The sequence below is a fragment of the Streptomyces sp. NPDC050535 genome, from assembly GCF_044457665.1.
Classification (GTDB): domain Bacteria; phylum Actinomycetota; class Actinomycetes; order Streptomycetales; family Streptomycetaceae; genus Streptomyces.
Map to the genome: position 1 here is coordinate 106,053 of NZ_JBITHE010000016.1, position 18,492 is coordinate 124,544.

Sequence of the window (18,492 nt, forward strand, 5' to 3'; positions counted from 1 at the left end):
GCCCGCGGTGAACACCGTTACGTGACAGAACCGGGACAATCCCCCGATCTCCCCGGGTGGGGGGCTCCCCCCCCCGCCCCCGCCCCCCGCCTCCCCATCCCCGCGGGAACTACCCCCGCCCCCCACGCCCCCCGTACAACTCCCCGTACGACGGCCACACTCCGCCCGCTCCGTCCACCGACTCCGCCGCCCGCACCGCTCGTACGATCGCCCGCGTCACCACGTCCGCGCCCGCCGCGAGGATGTCGTTGAGCGCGAGGGGGTTTTCGTCGGCGAGTGGGCGGGCGCCGGTGGCCAGGGTGAACACCGTGTCCCCGTCGCTCAGCAGGTGCACCGGACGCACGGCGCGCGCGATGCCGTCGTGCGCTGTCCCCGCGAGCTTCTGCGCCTGTGCCCGCGTGATGTCGGCGTCGGTGGCCACCACCGCGAGCGTGGTGTGCAGCGGTGGAGGGCCGTTCTTCGCGGTGGCTTCGGCCAGCTTCCGCAGCGCCGCCTCGTGCACCTCGACCGACGGATACGGCGTTCGCCCCTGCAGCAACTCCCCGTACAGCGCCCCCGTTTCCGGTTGCATCACCGACCCTGCCGCGTTGACCACCACCAGCGCGGCCACCGTGATCCCCGAGTCGAGCATGGTGCTCGCGGTGCCGATCCCGCCCTTGATCATCCCGGCGACCGCTCCTGTGCCGGCGCCCACACAGCCCTCCGGCACCGGGGCGCCGGGCTCGCTCGCGTCGGCCGCCTCGACCGCCGCGCGGCCCGTCGACGCGTCCGGCCGGGCCCGGAAGTCGCCGCCGCGTCCCAGGTCGAAGACCGAGGCGGCGGGAACGACCGGCACGACCTGAGCCGGGTCGGCGCCCACCCGCACCCCGCGCCCGCGTTCCTCCAGCCAGGCCATCACACCGGACGCCGAATCCAGCCCGTACGCACTGCCGCCGGTCAGTACGACCGCCTCGACCTTCTGCACCAGGTTGCGTGGGTCGAGCGCGTCGGTCTCCTTGGTACCCGGCCCGCCACCCCGCACGTCCACAGCCGCGGTGGCGCCGCCCGGCGGGGCGAGTACGACCGTGGTGCCGGTGAGCCAACCTTCGCCGGTACGCGTCGCGTGCCCCACCCGCAGACCCGCGACATCCGTCAGAGCGTCAACTGTCATGGCCCCAGTCTTCCCGTTACGCGGCCACCGCCTCCTCCCGCGTGACCGTCCGCGCTGTCAGCATCACCCCGACCGCCACCGCGAGCGCCGACACGATGCCCGCCGCGAGCACCGCCCAGTCACCCAGGAACGTGCACACGATGACCAACAGAGCTGCGGTCGGCAGGACCGCCTGCTGGGCGATCCCCACCTTGAAGTAGCGCGCGTGCAGCACCCACACGGCGAGGAGATACAGCGCCGTCGGCAGTGTCACCGCGGCGGACGCGGAGAGCGTCGAGATGTGGGCCTTGCCGACCGCCTGCTCGACCACGACCTCCAGACCCGCGCCGATCGCGGCCGCCGACGCGAAGATCAGGTAGTGGCCGTAGCCCCAGAGGAACGACTGTCTGCTGGAGCGCAGATGCCCGTGGATGGGCACCACGAAGTAGATCCACCAGGCGGAGAAGACGATCAGCAGCCCGCCCGCGGCGATCGGCAGCAGCTCGCCCAGCGCGTCGTTCTCGTCGGCACCCGACTTCACGGCGACCGTGGCCGCGGCGATCGTCTCGCCCAGCACGATGATCGTGAACAGGCCGTACCGCTCGGAGATGTGGTGCGGATGCCACGGCGTCGTGAAGTCCTTCTCGGCGAAGAGCGGGACGCACAACTCGGCGACCGCCATCACCAGGAACACCCAGGGCCGGCCGGACTCCGGCAGGACCAGCAGACCCAGCCAGCCGATCAGGCACAGCAGCACGCCGCCCGCGTACCGCAGCGCCATGGTTCTCTCGGGTCCCGTGGCCGAGCGGGCCGCCCGCAGCCACTGTGTGATCATCGCGGACCGCATGATCACGTAGCCGAGCCAGACGAACAGGAAGTCGTGGTCCTCGACCGCCCGGGTCACTCCGGCGGCCAGGACGAGGACGCCGGCGATCTGTACCAGGGTGACGATCCGGTAGAGCGCGTCGTCGTTGTCGTACGCCGAGGCGAACCAGGTGAAGTTCATCCAGGCCCACCAGATGGCGAAGAAGATCATCGCGTAGTTGAGGATGCCCTCGCCCGCGTGCCCCTCGGCCACGGCGTGCACCAGCTGGACCCCGGCCTGGGCGATGGCCACGACGAAACACAGGTCGAAGAAGAGCTCCAGCGGTGACGCGACCCGGTGTGCCTCGTCGCGGCCACGGGCGGTCATTCTGCGCAACGGCCCTCGGCCGGCGGCCTGTGGCGTCGGAGCGGATGTGGATGCGGGACCGGAACTGGAACTGGAACTGGGACGGGACGTCATACGGCCAAGGACAGCAGAAAAGCCCCGGCAATTCTTGTGAATGCGTTCACAAGAGGGTGGGGCGTACCCTGAGGGCATGAGTGCCGCCCCCGCCCCCGCCCCCGAACCACGCGACCCCAAGCCCGCCGCGCTGGTCTTCGACGACCCGCTGAGCCGGCAGTCCTCGGACGACTCGGACCATGGGTGGGGTGAGCGGCCGGGCGGCGACGGCGACAGCGCGGCGGACCTCAAGCGCTTCCTCGACGAGAAGCCGCCCCACCACCTCTGAGCCCCGCCCCACCACCTCCGAGTCGCGCCCCGCGACCTCTGAGTCCCGGGCCACCGCTTCTTCCGGGCCTCGCCCCACCGCCTCCGGGATCCGCGCCCGGCCCAGAGTCCTGGCGACGCTAGTTGTCGTTCTGCCCCGGACCGCGCTGTGCGACCAAGGCGTCGCGGATGTCCCTCAGGAGCTCCAGTTCGGTCACCTCGATGACCTCCTTCGTGTCCTCCTTCGCCTTCTGGCGGGCCGCCTGCCTGGCCAGGTACTTGGACATGGGCAGGACCATCAGGAAGTAGACGACGGCCGCGGTGATCAGGAAGGTGAGGGTGGCGCTGAGGACCGTGCCCCACATGATCGGGATGCCGCTCGTGGCCGTGCCCGTCGCCTCGTCGAACTTGCAGGGCGACTGGAGACAGGAGCTGTACTGGTCGAGGTCCTTGGTGCCGAACGCGCCCACCAGCGGGTTGATGACTCCCTTCACCACCGAGTTGACGATGCTGGTGAAGGCCGCGCCGATGACCACCGCGACTGCCAGGTCGACGACGTTCCCTCGCATCAGAAAGGCCTTGAAGCCCTCCAGGACACTGGGTTTCTTCTCTTCGCTCACCGAGGGGCCCCTCTGCACAAGTTGTGGAACAAACAGCTCCGCAACCTACGTCAGGGTGTGCCCGGCCTGTCCAATCAGGTAGCTCGAAGGGGGGACTTGACGCCGATTCGTCACCTGTGGAGTCACCGACCGTCGCTTTGTTCAGCACAGCGTCACCGCCAGCCGTGAGGTCGTGCTCGCTCCAGCCAGTCGCGCCGCCGTGTTCCGTGGGACCGAGAGGACGACCAGTGCCCCGGTCTCGTCGGCGTCGACCCGCGGCACCTCCGTCACCCGCACGCCGGACGCGACCACCTGTGCGTCGCCGCCGCTGTCCGCCGCGATGACATCGACCCGGTCGCCCGGCCGCAACAACCGCACCGTGGCCGCGTCGGCGATCCGCACCGGCGCCGTCACCATCTCGACCGCACGCCGCCCGCGTACGGGCGTGGCCGCGGAAGTAGAGGCAGACGCGGAGTTGGAGGCCGAATTCGCGGTGTTCCCCGGATGCCCGCGCGCCCGCTCGGTGTCACGAGGGCCCGCCGCGATGAGCGCGGCCGCCGTGACCGCCAGCCCCGCGGCCACGGCCCGCCGCTTGTGCCGGGTGAGGCGCCGCAGTTGGTATCGCCCGCCGCGTACACGGACCGGAGCGAAGTGCGGCACCTCGCAGGTCGGAGGAGCGTCCGCGCCCGGCGGCCGTACCGGAGGGGCGAGTGGAGTGAGGGCGGGGAGGGGAGAGTGCTGTGCCATGGTGACCACCACCTGTGACGAGAGATCGGCTTGTGATCCCACGATGAGGCTTCGCGGCCGAGCCCGCCGGAGCCCGTGGACCACCGACGGGTTGTGGACAACTCCCTCACCCGAACGGGAAGTTCCGCCCCCGGCTCACGGCACCGGCCCCCGGCTCACCGCACCGGCCCCCCGGCTCACGGCACCCGCCACCGGTCACCGCAACGCCCCAGTTCACCGCAAGGCCGCCGGCTCACCACACGGCTCCCAGCCCCATGCGCCCCCAGCTCCCCGCGCCCCCACCCGCCTCGCACCGCCACCCTCCCCGCTACGGCAGCGCGAACCCCGGATCCATTCCGCCCAGCGCCTTCGTGCACAGGCAGTCCCGCGCCCCGTCCGCCGGCAGTCCCGCGACCGCGTCGAAGAGCACGCCCCGCAGCCGGTCCACGTTCGCGGCGAACACCCTCAACACCTCGTCGTGCGAGACGCCCTCGCCGGTCTCGGCTCCGGCGTCGAGGTCGGTGACGAGGGTCAACGACGTGTAGCAGAGCTCCAGTTCGCGTGCGAGTGCCGCCTCGGGGTGGCCGGTCATGCCCACCACGGACCAGCCCTGCGCCTGGTGCCACAGCGACTCGGCACGGGTGGAGAACCGCGGTCCCTCTATGACGACGAGGGTGCCGCCGTCGACCGGCTCCCAGTCCCGTCCGCGCGCCGCTTCGAGGGCGGCCTTACGCCCGACGGGGCAGTACGGGTCCGCCAGCGACACGTGCACCACGTTCGGCACCGCGCCGTCGGGCAGGGGGAGCCCGTCGAAGTACGACTGCGCCCGCGACTTCGTACGGTCCACGAACTGGTCAGGCACGAGCAGTGTCCCCGGCCCGTACTCCGGCCGCAGACCGCCCACCGCGCAGGGACCGAGGATCTGCCGGGCGCCGACGGAACGCAGCGCCCACAGGTTGGCCCGGTAGTTGATGCGGTGCGGCGGCAGATGGTGGCCACGGCCGTGCCGGGGGAGGAAGGCGACCCGCCGCCCGGCGATCTCGCCGAGGAACAGGGAGTCGCTGGGCGGCCCGTAGGGGGTGTCCACGTGGATCTCGGTGACGTCGTCGAGGAAGGAGTAGAACCCCGAGCCACCGATGACCCCGATCTCGGCCCTGTCCGCCGCCCGCTCTCCGGCAGGGCTCTGCGCGTTCTCCGTGTTCGCCATGGACCGCACCCTAGAGCCTGTCCGACGATTCCCGTCCGCCTCGCCCTCCGGGCGACGACGGGAACCGTCGGCCAGGCCCTGGCCCGGCCGGAAAACGCCGAAGACCCCGCCGTCCTAAGACGACAGGGTCCCGTAAGAAACAAGCCTTACGCGGCGGAACTGCTGCTGGACGAGCCGGTTCCGGACGACTTCGAGTCCGAGGAGGACGACGAAGAGGTCGAGGGTGTGGACGACGGCTTGGCAGCGGGTGTGGGCGTCGACGCCGGCGAGGTGCTCGACGACGAACCGCGGCTGTCATTGCGGTAGAAGCCGGAGCCCTTGAAGACAATGCCGACGGCCGAGAACACCTTCTTCAGGCGGCCACCGCAGTTGGGGCACTCGGTCAGGGCATCGTCGGTGAACTTCTGCACCGCCTCGAGGCCCTCGCCACACTCGGTGCACTGGTACTGGTAGGTCGGCACTGGCTCTTCCTCCTGGCACTCTCACTCAATGAGTGCTAACGACGGTCCATAGTGACGTATTCCGCGAGATCAGTCCACCGCCACCGGCACTCGGTGACCGACGCCACGTGCGACGGTGCGGCTCGCGGGCCGCGTCGACAGCCGTGATCGCAGAGCCACAAGGGTTATCAGAGCCAGTACCGTTCCGGCCATCGGCACCACGAAACCCGCGCCGTCCCAGAAGCGGTCCTCCAGCTGTCCGGAGACCGTGACGGCCGCCGCCTGGCCGAGCGCGACGGCGCCCGTCAGCCAGGTGAAGGCCTCGGTGCGGGCGCCGGCGGGCACCAGGCCCTCGACCAGCGTGTAGCCGGTTATCAGGGCCGGAGCGACGCACATGCCGACCAGCAGGCCGATTCCGGCGAGCACGACCACGGAGTGGGCGGCCCACAGCCCGGAGGCGGTGAGCGCGAGCGCCGCGTACCCGAGGACGAGGCGCCGCTGCGGGGCCACCTTCCAGGCGACGGCACCGCAGACGACCCCGGAGAGCATGTTGCCCGCGGCGAAGACGCCGTACAGGACGCCGTTCAGGCCGGGCTCGCCGATGGACTCGCTGAACGCGGCGAGGGAGACCTGCATGCCGCCGAAGACGGATCCGATGCCCAGGAAGGCCACGATCAGAACGCGCACCCCGGGGACACGCAGCGCGGAAACGTGCTCCACGCGCGCGTGTCCGCCAGGGGTGACTGAGGTGACGGAGGGCTGTGTGCTCTTCTGCGCGGCGAACAGGAGGCCGCCCACCAGGGTCAGAGCGGCCTCGGTCAGCAGGCCCGCGGCCGGGTCCACAGCGGTGCACAGGGCGGTCGCCATCAGGGGCCCGAACACGAAGGTCAGCTCGTCGGTGACGGACTCGAAGGCCGCCGCGGTGGTCCGCAGGGGCGAACCCTGGAGCTTCACGCCCCACCGGGCACGCACCATCGGGCCGATCTGCGGAACCGAGGCGCCGGTCGGCACGGCGGCGGCGAAAAGCGCCCACAGGGGTGCGTCCGACAGAGCGAGCGCGGTCAGGGAGAGGCCTGACAGGGTGTGCACGAGTACGCCGGGGAGCAGTACCGCCCGCTGACCCAGCCGGTCGGCGAGACGCCCTGTGAAGGGCGCGAACAGGGCCATGGAGACACCGGTCGCGGCGGCGACGGCGCCGGCGGCTCCGAAGGAACCGGTGGTGTGCTGCACGAGCAGCACGATGGAGATGGTCAGCATCGCGAACGGCTGGCGTGCGGCGAAGCCGGGGAGCAGGAACGTCCAGGCGCCGCGCGTGCGCAGCAGCTGTCCGTACCCGGGGCGGGAGGTGACCGTGGATGCCACGGCCGTGCCTTTCTGCCACCTGGTAGCGCGCCCGTGCGGGGGGCGCCGAGAGCTGTCCTCTTGCGCGGAACTGCGGTAGATACCGGCTGCCCACTGCGAGGGCACCGCGGCCGCCATACGGTCGCGCCAGCTCTGCGTCAGGCAGAGTTGGTTCGATCAAAGAATGCCTTCATCATACAGGGATGATCGGCCCAGCGCCTGTGAAAGCGAGCACCACGGCGCTGTTCGCCTGTGAATGAATATCCACCGTTAAGGTGCGGTTCGCCTTGGTGTCCCGTACGGCGTTCGCCCCGATGCCTCATTGATCTGTTTCCGCGGCCCCGACGTCCGTCTCAGCGGGTTCCCTGTCGGCGGTCGGTGCCGTCATCGACAGGTCCCAGCCAGTCGGCCAGCTTGCCGCCCTGGCCCACCGCGCGGAGCCGTCGCTCGGCCGCGTCCCGGACGGGATCGGTCGTGACCACGAGAAGTTCGTCACCGCGTCGCAGCACGGTCGTGGGCAGGGGCACGAAGGACTTCTCGTCGCGGACGACGAGGGTGACGGCGGCACCCGCGGGGAGCCGCAGTTCGGCCACCTCGACGCCGTGCATGCGCGATGCCGGGGGGATGTTCACGGACAGCAGGTGTCCGCGCAGCCGCTCCAGAGGCGCCGATTCGATGCCCAGGTCGGCGGGGCCCCCGGACTCGCCGAGGCGCAGCTTGCGGGCCAGCCAGGGCAGCGTGGGTCCCTGGATGAGGGTGTAGACGACGACCAGTACGAACACGATGTTGAAGATGCGACGGCTTTCCTCGATGCCGCTCACCATCGGGATGGTCGCCAGGATGATGGGCACGGCGCCGCGCAGCCCGGCCCAGGACATCAGGGTCTGTTCCTGCCACGGTATGCGGAACGGCAGCAGGCTCAGTACGACGCTGAGCGGTCGGGCCACCATCGTCAGCACCAGGCCTATGACGAGGGCCGGCCAGATGTCGTCGCCCATCTCGTGCGGTGTGACCAGTAGGCCGAGCAGCACGAACATGCCGATCTGGGCGATCCAGCCGAGCCCTTCGGCGAAACCGCGGGTGGCGGGAGAGTGCGGCAGCTTCGCGTTGCCCAGTGCCATCGACGCGAGGTACACGGCGAGGAAGCCGCTGCCGTGGGCGAGCGCCCCGGCGGCGTACGCCACGACGGCGATGGCCATCACGGCGATCGGGTAGAGACCGGAGGCGGGCAGTGCCACGTGCCGCAGTCCGAGGGAGCCGAGCCAGCCCACGGCGATGCCGATGGCCGCGCCGATGGCCAGTTCCAGCGCTATCTCGCCGATCAGCAGGTACCAGTGCTCCACCGGGCCCGCCGTGCAGAACGCGACGACCAGGATGACCACCGGGGCGTCGTTGAAGCCCGACTCGGCCTCCAGGACGCCCGTCACGCGCGTGGGGAGGGGGATTTTGCGCAGCACCGAGAAGACCGCCGCCGCGTCCGTCGAGGACACCACCGCCCCGATGATGAACGCCTGACGCCAGTCCAGGCCGATCATGAGGTGGGCGGCCGTGGCCGTGACCGCGACGCTCACCGCGACACCGACCAGGGCCAGCGAGGTGGCGGCGGGAAGGGCCGGCTTGATCTCCTTCCACTTCGTGCTGAGGCCGCCCTCGGCGAGGATGACGACCAGGGCCGCGTACCCGATGACCTGTGTCAGCTCGGTGTTGTTGAAATGGATGTCGCCGACGCCGTCCTGGCCCATCGCGACGCCGATACCCAGGTAGACGAGCAGGGTCGGGAGCCCGCTGCGCGAGGAGATCCGAACCGCTGCCACCGCGACGAGCAGAACGAGCGAGCACACGAGCATGAGCTGGTTGAGGTGGTGGACAGTCAGCGGCCGTTCCTTCCTCGTCGATCCGGTACGGATCGCAGGGCCCGGATCGGCGGACGCGGATCGGAACCCTCTGATCACCACACCGGAACCCGGGCACTTCAGTGCAAGTACTTCATTACCTTACCTAACTCTTGACGCTTTCTTGACGTTCCCGTCGGCAAGATCGAACGCCCGTCCGTTCGGGTAACCGACACCGCGTCAAGGCGTGGCGGGCCCTGCGCCTATGGTTGCTCCAGCGCTCAGTCAAATGCACAGCCCCGCCTGCCGCTCGCGTTAGGACAGCAAGGACAGCGATGCCCCCCAACACCACCGCCTCTTCCGGCCAAAAGCCCGGCAAGTCCGGCAGGAAGAAGGGGCGCAAAGCCCGACTGTTCTTGATCGTCCTGGTTCTGGCCATCATCGGAGGCGTCGCCTTCGGCGCGTACTGGAGCGTCAGCACGGTGCGCGCCTCCTTCCCGCAGACCACGGGCGAGACGACGCTCGACGGCCTGTCAGGACCCGTGGACGTCAAGCGCGACAGCTACGGGATCCCGCAGATCTACGCCTCCTCCGACGAGGACCTCTTCATGGCGCAGGGCTTCGTCCAGGCGCAGGACCGGTTCTACGAGATGGACGTACGCCGGCACATGACCTCGGGCCGGCTGTCCGAGATGTTCGGCTCGGGGCAGGTCGAGAACGACGAGTTCCTGCGCACCCTGGGCTGGGACCGGGTCGCGAAGGAGGAGTACGACACCAAGCTGTCGGACTCCACGAAGAAGTACCTCCAGGCGTACGCCAAGGGAGTCAACGCCTACCTGAAGGGCAAGGACGGCAAGGACATCTCCCTGGAGTACGCGGCCCTCGGCTTCAGCAACGACTACCAGCCCCAGGAGTGGACCCCGGTCGACTCGGTGGCCTGGCTCAAGGCGATGGCCTGGGACCTGCGCGGCAACATGCAGGAGGAGATCGACCGCTCCCTGATGACCAGCCGTCTCGGCCCGCAGCAGATCAAGGACCTGTACCCGGAGTACCCGTACAGCCGCAACGAGACGATCGTCCAGGAGGGCCAGTACGACAGCGCCACCCAGGCGTACGTCCAGGGCGGCACCTCGACGACGGGCTCCGCGGCGGGCACCGGGCTGGCGGGTGACACCGAGGCGCCGACGGGGCTGGAGAGCCAGCTCTCGGGGCTCTACGAGGTTCTCGACGACCTGCCGACCGCCGTCGGAGTGAACGGCGACGGCATCGGCTCCAACTCCTGGGTCGTCTCGGGCGCGCACACCATCACCGGCAAGCCGCTGCTGGCCAACGACCCGCACCTGTCGGCCTCGCTGCCCTCGGTCTGGTACCAGATGGGCCTGCACTGCACCAAGATCTCCGCGACGTGCCAGTACGACGTCTCCGGCTACACCTTCGCGGGCATGCCCGGAGTGGTCATCGGCCACAACCAGGACATCGCCTGGGGCATGACCAACTCGGGCGTCGATGTCACCGACCTCTACCTGGAGAAGCTCACCGGGGACGGCTACCAGGTCGACGACAAGGTGAAGCCCTTCACCACCCGCAAGGAGACCATCAAGGTCGCGGGCGGCAAGTCCAAGACGATCGTCGTCCGGGAGACCGACAACGGACCCCTGCTGTCCGACCGCGACGACGAACTCGTCAAGGTCGGCCAGAAGGCCACCGTGGACACCGCGGCGCCCGACCGCGGCGACGGCTACGGCATCTCGCTGCGCTGGACGGCGCTGGAACCCGGCAACTCCATGGACGCCGTCTTCGAGCTGGACAAGGCCTCCGACTGGAGCGAGTTCCGCAACGCGTCCGCGTCCTTCGACGTCCCCTCGCAGAACCTGATCTACGCCGACACCGAGGGCAACATCGGCTACCAGCTGCCCGGCAGCATCCCGATCCGCCCCGACGGCTACGACGGCTCGCTCCCGGCGCCGGGCTGGGACTCCAAGTACGACTGGACCGGCGACTACATCAAGCAGGCCGAGCTGCCCTACGAGTACAACCCCAAGCGCGGCTACATCGTCACCGCCAATCAGGCCGTCGTCGACAAGGACAAGTACCCCTACACGCTCACCACGGACTGGGGCTACGGAACGCGCAGCCAGCGGATCACCGACCTGATCGAGTCGAAGCTCAAGGGCGGCGGCAAGATCTCGACCGAGGACATGCGCCAGATGCAGCTCGACAACAGCAGCGAGATCGCCAAGCTGCTGGTGCCCAAGCTGCTCAAGATCGACGTCGACGACAAGGACGTCCGCGAGGCGCAGAAGCTCCTGGAGGGCTGGGACTACACCCAGGATGCCGACTCCGCCGCGGCCGCCTACTTCAACTCGGTCTGGCGCAACATCCTCAAGCTCGCCTTCGGCAACAAGCTGCCCAAGGAGCTGCGGGTCGAGGGCCAGTGCCTGAACGTGGCCCCGGTCGACACCACCGGGCCCGCCGACGAGGACCGGACGGTCCTCGAGTGCGGCCAGCGCGCCGCGGACCAGGCGCAGCCTGACGGTGGCGACCGCTGGTTCGAGGTGGTGCGCAACATCATCGACGACGAGGACAACGACTGGTGGAAGACGCCCGCGACGCGGACCGACGGCGCCACCGACACCCGTGACGAGCTGTTCTCCCGGGCCATGGCCGACGCCCGCTGGGAGCTGACCGCCAAGCTCGGCAAGGACATCGACACCTGGAGCTGGGGACGGCTGCACCGCCTCTTCCTGAAGAACCAGACCCTGGGTACCGAAGGCCCCGGCTTCCTCAAATACATGCTCAACCGCGGCCCCTGGAAGCTCAGCGGCGGCGAGGCGACGGTCAACGCGACCGGCTGGAACGCGGCGGGCGGCTACAGCGTCGTCTGGGTGCCGTCCATGCGGATGGTGGTCAACCTCGGGGACCTCGACAAGTCCAAGTGGATCAACCTCACCGGCGCCTCCGGGCACGCCTACAGCGCCCACTACACCGACCAGACGGACATCTGGGCCGAGGGACAACTGCTGGATTGGTCCTTCTCGGAGAAGGCCGTCGAGAACAGCACGAACGACACGCTGGTCCTGAAACCGTCGTGACGCGATGACGTCGAAAGGGCCCTCCACGCGCGCGTGGAGGGCCCTTTCGACGTCATCGCGTCAGCCGAGGACGTCAGCGGAAACGGCTTACGCCCGCCGGGGTCACCACCGCGTGGACGGGCCGGTCGTGCGGTTCCCCGGGCACCCGCTCGACGACCTCCGAGGCGTACAGAAGCACCACCAGCGCGGGATCGGCCCCCGCGCGCTCCAGACGGGCCAGTACGCGGTCGTACGAGCCCCCGCCGCGCCCCAGGCGCATCCCGCGGGCGTCGACGGCGAGACCGGGCAGCAGGACGGCGTCCGCCCGCTGGACGGCCTCCGGCCCCAGCCGCGCCCCCGCGGGCTCCAAGAGGGCCATCTTTCCGCCGTGTCGGACGCGGACGAGGGAGCTCTCTCCGGCGTACACACCCCAGTCCAGGTCGTTGTCCGCCAGCAGGACCGGAAGCAGCACCCGCACGCCCCGCGCGCGGAGCGCGTCCAGGAGCGCGAGGGTTCCGGGCTCGCTCCCCACCGAGACGTAAGCTGCCACCGTGCGCGCGTGCGTCAGCTCGGGCAGCTCAAGGGCGCGGGCGGCGAGAGCTACGGTTGTCGCCTGTACGTCATCGGCCGTCAACCTGTTTCTCACCGTGAGGAATTCCCGCCGCAACGTACGCTTGTCAGGCTCAGAACCAGAACTGCTGTGACGCACAGGTCGCTCCTGTAACTTCCTAATACGCTCATATGAGAGTGAATTAACCGGAGCTACAGATTCCGCACATAGCCACCGGATATGGTTGCGGACATGACTGAGTCACACCCCCCAAGGATCAGCAAGGCTGTCATCCCCGCAGCAGGCCTGGGCACCCGGTTCCTGCCGGCCACCAAAGCCACTCCCAAGGAGATGCTGCCGGTCGTCGACAAGCCGGCGATCCAGTACGTGGTCGAAGAGGCCGCGGCGGCGGGTCTTGACGACGTCCTGATGATCACAGGCCGCAACAAGCGACCCCTCGAGGACCACTTCGACCGTAACTACGAGCTCGAATCGGCCCTCCAGAAGAAGGGCGACGCCGACCGGCTCGCCAGGGTCCAGGAGTCCAGCGACCTCGCCACCATGCACTACGTGCGCCAGGGCGACCCCAAGGGACTCGGTCACGCCGTCCTGTGCGCGGCTCCGCACGTCGGCGACGAACCCTTCGCGGTGCTCCTCGGAGACGACCTGATCGACCCCCGCGACCCCCTCCTCGCGCGCATGGTCGAGGTCCAGGAGCGGCACGGCGGCAGCGTCATCGCGCTCATGGAGGTCGCGCCCGAGCAGATCCACCTCTACGGGTGTGCCGCCGTCGAGACCACCGACGAGGGCGACCTCGTGAAGGTGACAGGACTGGTCGAGAAGCCGGACCCGGCCGACGCGCCCAGCAACTACGCGATCATCGGACGCTACGTCCTCGACCCGCACGTCTTCGACATACTGCGCAAGACCGAGCCCGGCCGCGGCGGCGAGATCCAGCTCACCGACGCCCTCCAGCAGCTCGCCACCGACGAGAAGGTCGGCGGCCCCGTGCACGGCGTCGTCTTCCGGGGCCGCCGCTATGACACCGGGGACCGCGGCGACTACCTGCGTGCCATTGTCAGACTCGCATGCGAACGTGAGGACCTGGGCCCGGACTTCCGGACCTGGCTTCGCAGTTACGTAGCCGAGGAGATGTAGCGACTTGAGCACCGCCGCGACCCGCGTCACCGGCCAGGATCACCTCTGGTCGGTGACCGAGCACCTGGAGGACATCCTCGCGACCGTGCGCCCCCTCGAACCCATCGAGCTGCAACTCCTCGACGCCCAGGGCTGCGTGCTGGTCGAGGACGTCACGGTGCCTGTGTCCCTGCCGCCGTTCGACAACAGCTCGATGGACGGGTACGCGGTGCGGGTCGCTGATGTCGCGGGCGCGAGCGAGGAGTTCCCGGCCGTTCTGACGGTCGTCGGCGATGTCGCGGCGGGCCAGGCCGAGCTGCTCCACGTGGGCCCCGGCCAGGCCGCCCGCATCATGACCGGCGCCCCGCTGCCGCCCGGCGCCGAGGCCGTCGTCCCCGTGGAGTGGACCGACGGCGGCCTGGGCGAGGGCCCGGTCTCCGGGATGCGAGCCCACAGCACCGCCCCCGAGGGCGCCTTCGGACAGGTGCGGGTCCACCGCCCGGCCCAGGCACGCGCGCACGTGCGCGCCAAGGGCAGCGACGTGAAGGCCGGAGACCGCGCCCTCGACGCCGGCACCGTCCTGGGCCCCCCGCAGATCGGCCTGCTCGCCGCGATCGGCCGCGGCACCGTCCGCGTACGCCCCCGCGCGCGCGTGGTCGTCATGTCCACCGGCAGCGAACTCGTCCAGCCCGAAGAGAAGTTGGGCACCGGCCAGATCTACGACTCCAACAGCTTCGCCCTGTGCGCCGCCGCCCGCGACGCCGGAGCCATCGCCTACCGGGTCGGCGCCGTCGCCGACGACGCCGAGACGCTCCGCGCCACCATCGAGGACCAGCTCATCCGCGCGGACCTGGTGGTCACCACGGGCGGAGTGAGCGTCGGCGCCTACGACGTCGTCAAGGAGGCCCTCTCCTCCGTCGGCGACGAGGACGAGGCGGGCAGCGGCATCGAGTTCCGCAAACTCGCCATGCAGCCCGGCAAGCCCCAGGGCTTCGGCACCATCGGCCCCGAGCACACCCCGCTGCTCGCCCTCCCGGGCAACCCCGTGTCCTCGTACGTCTCCTTCGAACTCTTCGTGCGCCCCGCGATCCGCACCCTGATGGGCCTGGAGGACGTCCACCGTCCGTCGGTGCGGGCGGTGCTGGCGACCGACAAGGCGCTGACCTCGCCCGCGGGACGCCGGCAGTTCCTGCGCGGGACGTACGCGGACGGCCGGGTGACGCCCGTCGGAGGCGCCGGATCCCACCTGGTCGCGGCCCTCGCACAGGCCGACTGTCTGATCGTCGTCCCCGAGAACGACACCTCCGTCGAGCCCGGCACCGAGGTCGACGTGGTCCTGCTCGGCTGAGCGGCCCGGGTTGGCGGTACCGTGTCGCGCACAACAGGCCCGACCGGGAGCGCCGCAGCACATGACAGTTCCGTCCCGGGGGGAGACCCCCGGACCCCCTGCACAGGACCACCTCACGCACCTCGACGAGGCAGGCGCCGCCCGCATGGTCGACGTGTCCGCGAAGGACGTCACCGCGCGCACCGCCCGCGCCAGCGGCCGCGTCCTGGTCTCGCCCCGCGTGATCGAGCTGCTGCGCGGCGAGGGGGTCCCCAAGGGCGACGCCCTCGCGACCGCACGCATCGCGGGCATCATGGGAGCCAAGCGCACCCCCGATCTGATCCCGCTGTGCCACCCGCTGTCGGTGTCGGGTGTCAAACTTGATCTGTCGGTCGCGGACGACGCCGTCGAGATCCTCGCCACCGTGAAGACCACGGACCGTACGGGCGTCGAGATGGAGGCCCTCACCGCGGTCAGTGTGGCGGCCCTCACCGTGATCGACATGGTCAAGGCGGTCGACAAGGGAGCGGTCATCACGGACGTACGCGTGGAGGAGAAGACGGGCGGCAAGTCGGGCGACTGGAGCCGGGCATGACGGACCAGACCCAGCCGCCGGCCGGCGGTGCCCTCGTCGCCCCGTACAGCGCCCTGGTCGTCACGGCCTCCAACCGCGCCGCGGCCGGTGTCTACGAGGACAGGGGCGGGCCGCTCGTCGTGGCCGGGCTCACGTCCTTCGGCTTCGCCGTCGACGGGCCGTGGGTCGTTCCGGACGGAGACCCGGTCGAGCACGCCCTGCGCGCCGGTGCCGACGCCGGTTACGACGTCATCGTCACCACCGGCGGCACCGGGATCTCGCCCACCGACCGGACCCCGGAGGCCACGCGCGCCGTTCTCGACCACGAGATCCCGGGCATCGCCGAGGCGATCAGGGCGTTCGGCCGGGACAAGGTGCCGACGGCGGCGCTGTCCCGGGGGCTCGCCGGAGTCGCGGGCGGGACGCTGATCGTCAACCTGCCGGGTTCCACCGGAGGGGTGAAGGACGGACTGGCCGTCCTGGAGCCCCTGCTGACCCACGCCGTCGACCAGATCCGCGGCGGCGACCACTCCAGACCCAGCGGCAGCGGGGGTGCGAGCTGAACACCCCATCCTGGCCCGTCGAGCTGGTGGACGGCGATGTCGTCCTCCGGCCGATAAGGGTGCGCGACCAGCGGACCTGGCGCGAGGTCAACCGGCGCAACCGGGACTGGCTGCGGCCCTGGGAAGCGACCATTCCGCCGCCCACGCCCACCGGTCCCATCGCACACCGGCCGACCTACCGGCAGATGGTCCGGCACCTGCGCGCCGAGGCCAACGCGGGCCGGATGCTGCCCTTCGTGATCGAGTACCAGGGGCGGCTCGTCGGGCAGCTCACCGTCGCCGGGATCACCTGGGGCTCGATGTGCTCCGGGCACGTCGGCTACTGGGTGGACCAGTCGGTGGCCGGGCGCGGCGTGATGCCGACAGCCGTTGCGCTCGCGACCGACCACTGCTTCCGCACCGTCGGACTGCATCGCGTCGAAGTCTGTATTCGCCCCGAGAACGGGCCCAGTCGCAGGGTCGTGGAGAAACTCGGATTCCGCGAGGAAGGGCTTCGGCCACGTTATCTCCACATCGACGGAGCCTGGCGGGACCATCTCGTCTTCGCACTCACCGCCGAAGAGGTCCCCGAGGGGTTGCTCGGGCGCTGGCAGCGGGCGCGCGCGGAGCGGATGCGCTCCGAACAGGCACGGTTGGACCAGACCAGACCCGGACAGGCAGGACACGAACAGGTGGGACCCGGTCAGTCGGGAGCGCAGAATCCGAGCAAGCCCGGCAACGCCAGTAAATGAAATAGGTGTTCGAAATTGATCGCTCACCGATCGACTCGGGGCATTAAATTCGCGGTCCCGGCGGCCTGCTGATCGCATCGGTCACAAAAAAAGCTCGAAATATCAGCCAGATCGTGCGACACACCGACTCAATTGGCAGATGGCCTCACGCAAACCCCTCTACCGTGTGAGGCGTGAGCAGCAGCGGCCTCATCTACGCAGTCATCGTCGGGGCCTGGGCCGCCTACTTGGTGCCGATGTGGCTCCGTAGGCAGGACGAGCTGAACGAAGCCCGTCCGACGGAACGCTTCAGCACCGCCATCCGGCTGCTGTCCGGACGGGCGGGCATGGAGCGCCGATACGCCAAGGACCTGCGGGCGCGCTCCGCCGAAGAGGGGGAGCCCAGCGCCGATACGGGCGGCGTCACCGACTCGGTGGACGTCCGGGCCTTCGCCATGCCTCCGACCCAGGCGCCGGCCCAGCAGCGGCCGGCGGCGCAGGCCCAGCCCCGTCCACAAGTACGGGAGCGGGTCCAGGAGCGCCAGGAGCGCCAGGAACAGCCTTCGGTTCAGCCGGAGCCGGAGTCGGCGCCGCAGGAACCGGCGCGCGCGCCGCACTCGGCGCCGGCCGCCTCCAGACCCGTACCGCGGCAGTCGGCCAGGCCCAACTCCGAGCATCAGTCCCAATCCCAGCCCGGTCCCGTGCCCCGGCAGGCTTCTGCCGCGCGGCGTGCCTCGCCGGCGGAGGCCGCGGCGCGCGCCCGGCGCATGAAGGTGCTCGCGCGCCGGCGGCGTACGACGATGATGATCTTTATCGCCTTTTCGCTCGGTGCGATCGTGGCGGCCGTCGGGGGGCTCGCCTTCCTGTGGGCGCCCGGAGTTCCGGCGGTGATGCTGAGCGGGTACATCGTGTATCTGCGCGCCCAGGAGAAGCGCCGCTTCACCTACACGATGGACCGTCGCCGGGCCGAGGCCGCGGCGCAGCGGCTGCGGGAGCGGCAGCCGCGACGGCGGCCGTCCGCCGAGACCGGGGCCGACGAGCAGGACGAGGTGCCGGAGCCGGAGACCGACCCCGGCCTCTCGGCGCTCGCCGCCGACCGCCGCGCGCTCGTCGAGCAGACCGACCACGCGGAGTGGGTGGACCAGCAGCGCGAGCGTCAGCGTGGCCCCGGCCGGGGGGACAGCTGGGACCCGGTGCCGGTTCCGCTGCCGACGTATGTGACCGCGCCGGTCGCGCCGCGAGCCACCTCCAGCGTCGACCTGGGGGCGCCGGACGCGTGGAGTTCCGCGCGGTCCAGCGCCGTCGAGCCGAGTGCGCCGGAGGCGGAGCGTGGTGCCGAGGAGGAGTGCGAGGACGACGGGGGCGTCGACGGCGCGGACTGCCCCGACGACGGCCGCAGTGACGCCCGTCGCGCCGCGTCCGCCAAGCGCGCCCGCGAGCGCGGTCGCACCCCGCTGTTCGACCAGTACGAGGACGGGGACCGGCCGCGCGCGGCCAACGAGTGACGGTGCCGCGACGGGTACTCCGGGCCGCTGGCTGACCAGCCAGGAACGGATTTCCGGGCACCCTGATGGGGATGCTAGAGTTTCTCTCGTTGCAAGGGCCTGTGGCGCAGTCTGGTAGCGCACCTCGTTCGCATCGAGGGGGTCTGGGGTTCAAATCCCCACAGGTCCACACTGCGACCTGTTGATGAGTCAGCTCGTCAACGGATCTTGGAATCCCGCCCAGTTCAGTGAACTGGGCGGGATTTCTGTT

17 protein-coding genes and 1 tRNA gene are annotated in these 18,492 nt (G+C 70.1%); 9 read left to right on the forward strand and 9 right to left on the reverse strand.

What is annotated here, in order from left to right; genetic code table 11:
• Window positions 1-109: 109 nt before the first annotated feature.
• Window positions 110-1,150 (reverse strand): P1 family peptidase, encoded by a 1,041-nt coding sequence (locus ACIBLC_RS29965; RefSeq protein ID WP_399214422.1) that lies wholly within the window; start codon window positions 1,148-1,150, stop codon window positions 110-112.
• Window positions 1,151-1,166: 16 nt separating this feature from the next.
• Window positions 1,167-2,414 (reverse strand): low temperature requirement protein A, encoded by a 1,248-nt coding sequence (locus tag ACIBLC_RS29970; protein WP_399214423.1) that lies wholly within the window; start codon window positions 2,412-2,414, stop codon window positions 1,167-1,169.
• A gap of 76 nt (window positions 2,415-2,490) precedes the next feature.
• Here ACIBLC_RS29970 and ACIBLC_RS29975 point away from each other — a divergent pair, with 76 nt between their 5' ends.
• Window positions 2,491-2,682 carry a hypothetical protein gene (locus ACIBLC_RS29975; RefSeq protein WP_399214424.1) on the forward strand — a complete coding sequence of 64 codons (192 nt, stop codon included), beginning with the start codon at window positions 2,491-2,493 and terminating at the stop codon, window positions 2,680-2,682.
• A 118-nt stretch (window positions 2,683-2,800) separates the two neighbouring features.
• Here ACIBLC_RS29975 and mscL read toward each other — a convergent pair whose 3' ends face one another.
• The 6 genes from mscL to ACIBLC_RS30005 form a co-directional block, all read right to left on the reverse strand.
• Window positions 2,801-3,280 (reverse strand): large conductance mechanosensitive channel protein MscL, encoded by a 480-nt coding sequence (mscL, locus tag ACIBLC_RS29980; RefSeq protein ID WP_399214425.1) that lies wholly within the window; start codon window positions 3,278-3,280, stop codon window positions 2,801-2,803.
• Between the two features lie 141 nt (window positions 3,281-3,421).
• Window positions 3,422-4,006 (reverse strand): hypothetical protein, encoded by a 585-nt coding sequence (locus ACIBLC_RS29985; RefSeq protein WP_399214427.1) that lies wholly within the window; start codon window positions 4,004-4,006, stop codon window positions 3,422-3,424.
• 307 nt (window positions 4,007-4,313) lie between these two features.
• Window positions 4,314-5,192: an S-methyl-5'-thioadenosine phosphorylase gene (locus ACIBLC_RS29990; RefSeq protein WP_399214428.1), complete on the reverse strand. Its 879-nt coding sequence runs from the start codon at window positions 5,190-5,192 to the stop codon at window positions 4,314-4,316.
• A 146-nt stretch (window positions 5,193-5,338) separates the two neighbouring features.
• Entirely contained in the window at window positions 5,339-5,653 is a 315-nt protein-coding gene (locus tag ACIBLC_RS29995; protein ID WP_399214430.1) for an FmdB family zinc ribbon protein, read from the reverse strand.
• Between the two features lie 69 nt (window positions 5,654-5,722).
• Complete coding sequence (locus ACIBLC_RS30000; protein WP_399214431.1) at window positions 5,723-6,994, reverse strand: MFS transporter; 1,272 nt, start codon at window positions 6,992-6,994, stop codon at window positions 5,723-5,725.
• Between the two features lie 332 nt (window positions 6,995-7,326).
• Window positions 7,327-8,820: a potassium/proton antiporter gene (locus ACIBLC_RS30005; RefSeq protein ID WP_399214432.1), complete on the reverse strand. Its 1,494-nt coding sequence runs from the start codon at window positions 8,818-8,820 to the stop codon at window positions 7,327-7,329.
• Window positions 8,821-9,140: 320 nt separating this feature from the next.
• Here ACIBLC_RS30005 and ACIBLC_RS30010 point away from each other — a divergent pair, with 320 nt between their 5' ends.
• Window positions 9,141-11,897 carry a penicillin acylase family protein gene (locus ACIBLC_RS30010; protein ID WP_399214433.1) on the forward strand — a complete coding sequence of 919 codons (2,757 nt, stop codon included), beginning with the start codon at window positions 9,141-9,143 and terminating at the stop codon, window positions 11,895-11,897.
• 73 nt (window positions 11,898-11,970) lie between these two features.
• Here ACIBLC_RS30010 and ACIBLC_RS30015 read toward each other — a convergent pair whose 3' ends face one another.
• Window positions 11,971-12,585: a 5-formyltetrahydrofolate cyclo-ligase gene (locus ACIBLC_RS30015; protein WP_399214435.1), complete on the reverse strand. Its 615-nt coding sequence runs from the start codon at window positions 12,583-12,585 to the stop codon at window positions 11,971-11,973.
• 93 nt (window positions 12,586-12,678) lie between these two features.
• Between ACIBLC_RS30015 and galU the strand changes: the two genes are divergently transcribed.
• From galU to ACIBLC_RS30050, 7 genes are all read left to right on the forward strand, one after another.
• Window positions 12,679-13,584 carry a UTP--glucose-1-phosphate uridylyltransferase GalU gene (galU, locus tag ACIBLC_RS30020; protein ID WP_399214436.1) on the forward strand — a complete coding sequence of 302 codons (906 nt, stop codon included), beginning with the start codon at window positions 12,679-12,681 and terminating at the stop codon, window positions 13,582-13,584.
• Window positions 13,585-13,588: 4 nt separating this feature from the next.
• Entirely contained in the window at window positions 13,589-14,911 is a 1,323-nt protein-coding gene (gene glp / locus ACIBLC_RS30025) for a gephyrin-like molybdotransferase Glp (RefSeq protein WP_399214437.1), read from the forward strand.
• Window positions 14,912-14,972: 61 nt separating this feature from the next.
• Entirely contained in the window at window positions 14,973-15,485 is a 513-nt protein-coding gene (gene moaC, locus ACIBLC_RS30030; protein ID WP_399214438.1) for a cyclic pyranopterin monophosphate synthase MoaC, read from the forward strand.
• Window positions 15,482-16,027: a molybdenum cofactor biosynthesis protein B gene (locus ACIBLC_RS30035; protein WP_399214440.1), complete on the forward strand. Its 546-nt coding sequence runs from the start codon at window positions 15,482-15,484 to the stop codon at window positions 16,025-16,027. The genes moaC and ACIBLC_RS30035 overlap by 4 nt, the downstream gene beginning before the upstream one ends.
• Window positions 16,024-16,758 carry a GNAT family N-acetyltransferase gene (locus ACIBLC_RS30040; RefSeq protein ID WP_399214502.1) on the forward strand — a complete coding sequence of 245 codons (735 nt, stop codon included), beginning with the start codon at window positions 16,024-16,026 and terminating at the stop codon, window positions 16,756-16,758. The genes ACIBLC_RS30035 and ACIBLC_RS30040 overlap by 4 nt, the downstream gene beginning before the upstream one ends.
• 173 nt (window positions 16,759-16,931) lie before the next feature.
• A complete protein-coding gene (glpR, locus tag ACIBLC_RS30045; protein WP_399214441.1) occupies window positions 16,932-18,242 on the forward strand; it encodes a gephyrin-like molybdotransferase receptor GlpR in 1,311 nt (436 codons plus the stop codon).
• 95 nt (window positions 18,243-18,337) lie between these two features.
• A tRNA-Ala gene (locus ACIBLC_RS30050) sits at window positions 18,338-18,411 on the forward strand.
• The last annotated feature ends 81 nt before the right edge of the window (window positions 18,412-18,492 follow it).

Coding starts and splice junctions, on each gene's coding strand:
- ACIBLC_RS29965 (WP_399214422.1), bottom strand. CDS start 1,150: ATGACAGTTGACGCTCTGACGGATGTCGCGGGTCTGCGGGTGGGGCAC.
- ACIBLC_RS29970 (WP_399214423.1), bottom strand. CDS start 2,414: ATGACGTCCCGTCCCAGTTCCAGTTCCAGTTCCGGTCCCGCATCCACA.
- ACIBLC_RS29975 (WP_399214424.1), top strand. CDS start 2,491: ATGAGTGCCGCCCCCGCCCCCGCCCCCGAACCACGCGACCCCAAGCCC.
- ACIBLC_RS29985 (WP_399214427.1), bottom strand. CDS start 4,006: ATGGCACAGCACTCTCCCCTCCCCGCCCTCACTCCACTCGCCCCTCCG.
- ACIBLC_RS29990 (WP_399214428.1), bottom strand. CDS start 5,192: ATGGCGAACACGGAGAACGCGCAGAGCCCTGCCGGAGAGCGGGCGGCG.
- ACIBLC_RS30005 (WP_399214432.1), bottom strand. CDS start 8,820: ATGCTCGTGTGCTCGCTCGTTCTGCTCGTCGCGGTGGCAGCGGTTCGG.
- ACIBLC_RS30010 (WP_399214433.1), top strand. CDS start 9,141: ATGCCCCCCAACACCACCGCCTCTTCCGGCCAAAAGCCCGGCAAGTCC.
- galU (WP_399214436.1), top strand. CDS start 12,679: ATGACTGAGTCACACCCCCCAAGGATCAGCAAGGCTGTCATCCCCGCA.
- moaC (WP_399214438.1), top strand. CDS start 14,973: ATGACAGTTCCGTCCCGGGGGGAGACCCCCGGACCCCCTGCACAGGAC.
- ACIBLC_RS30035 (WP_399214440.1), top strand. CDS start 15,482: ATGACGGACCAGACCCAGCCGCCGGCCGGCGGTGCCCTCGTCGCCCCG.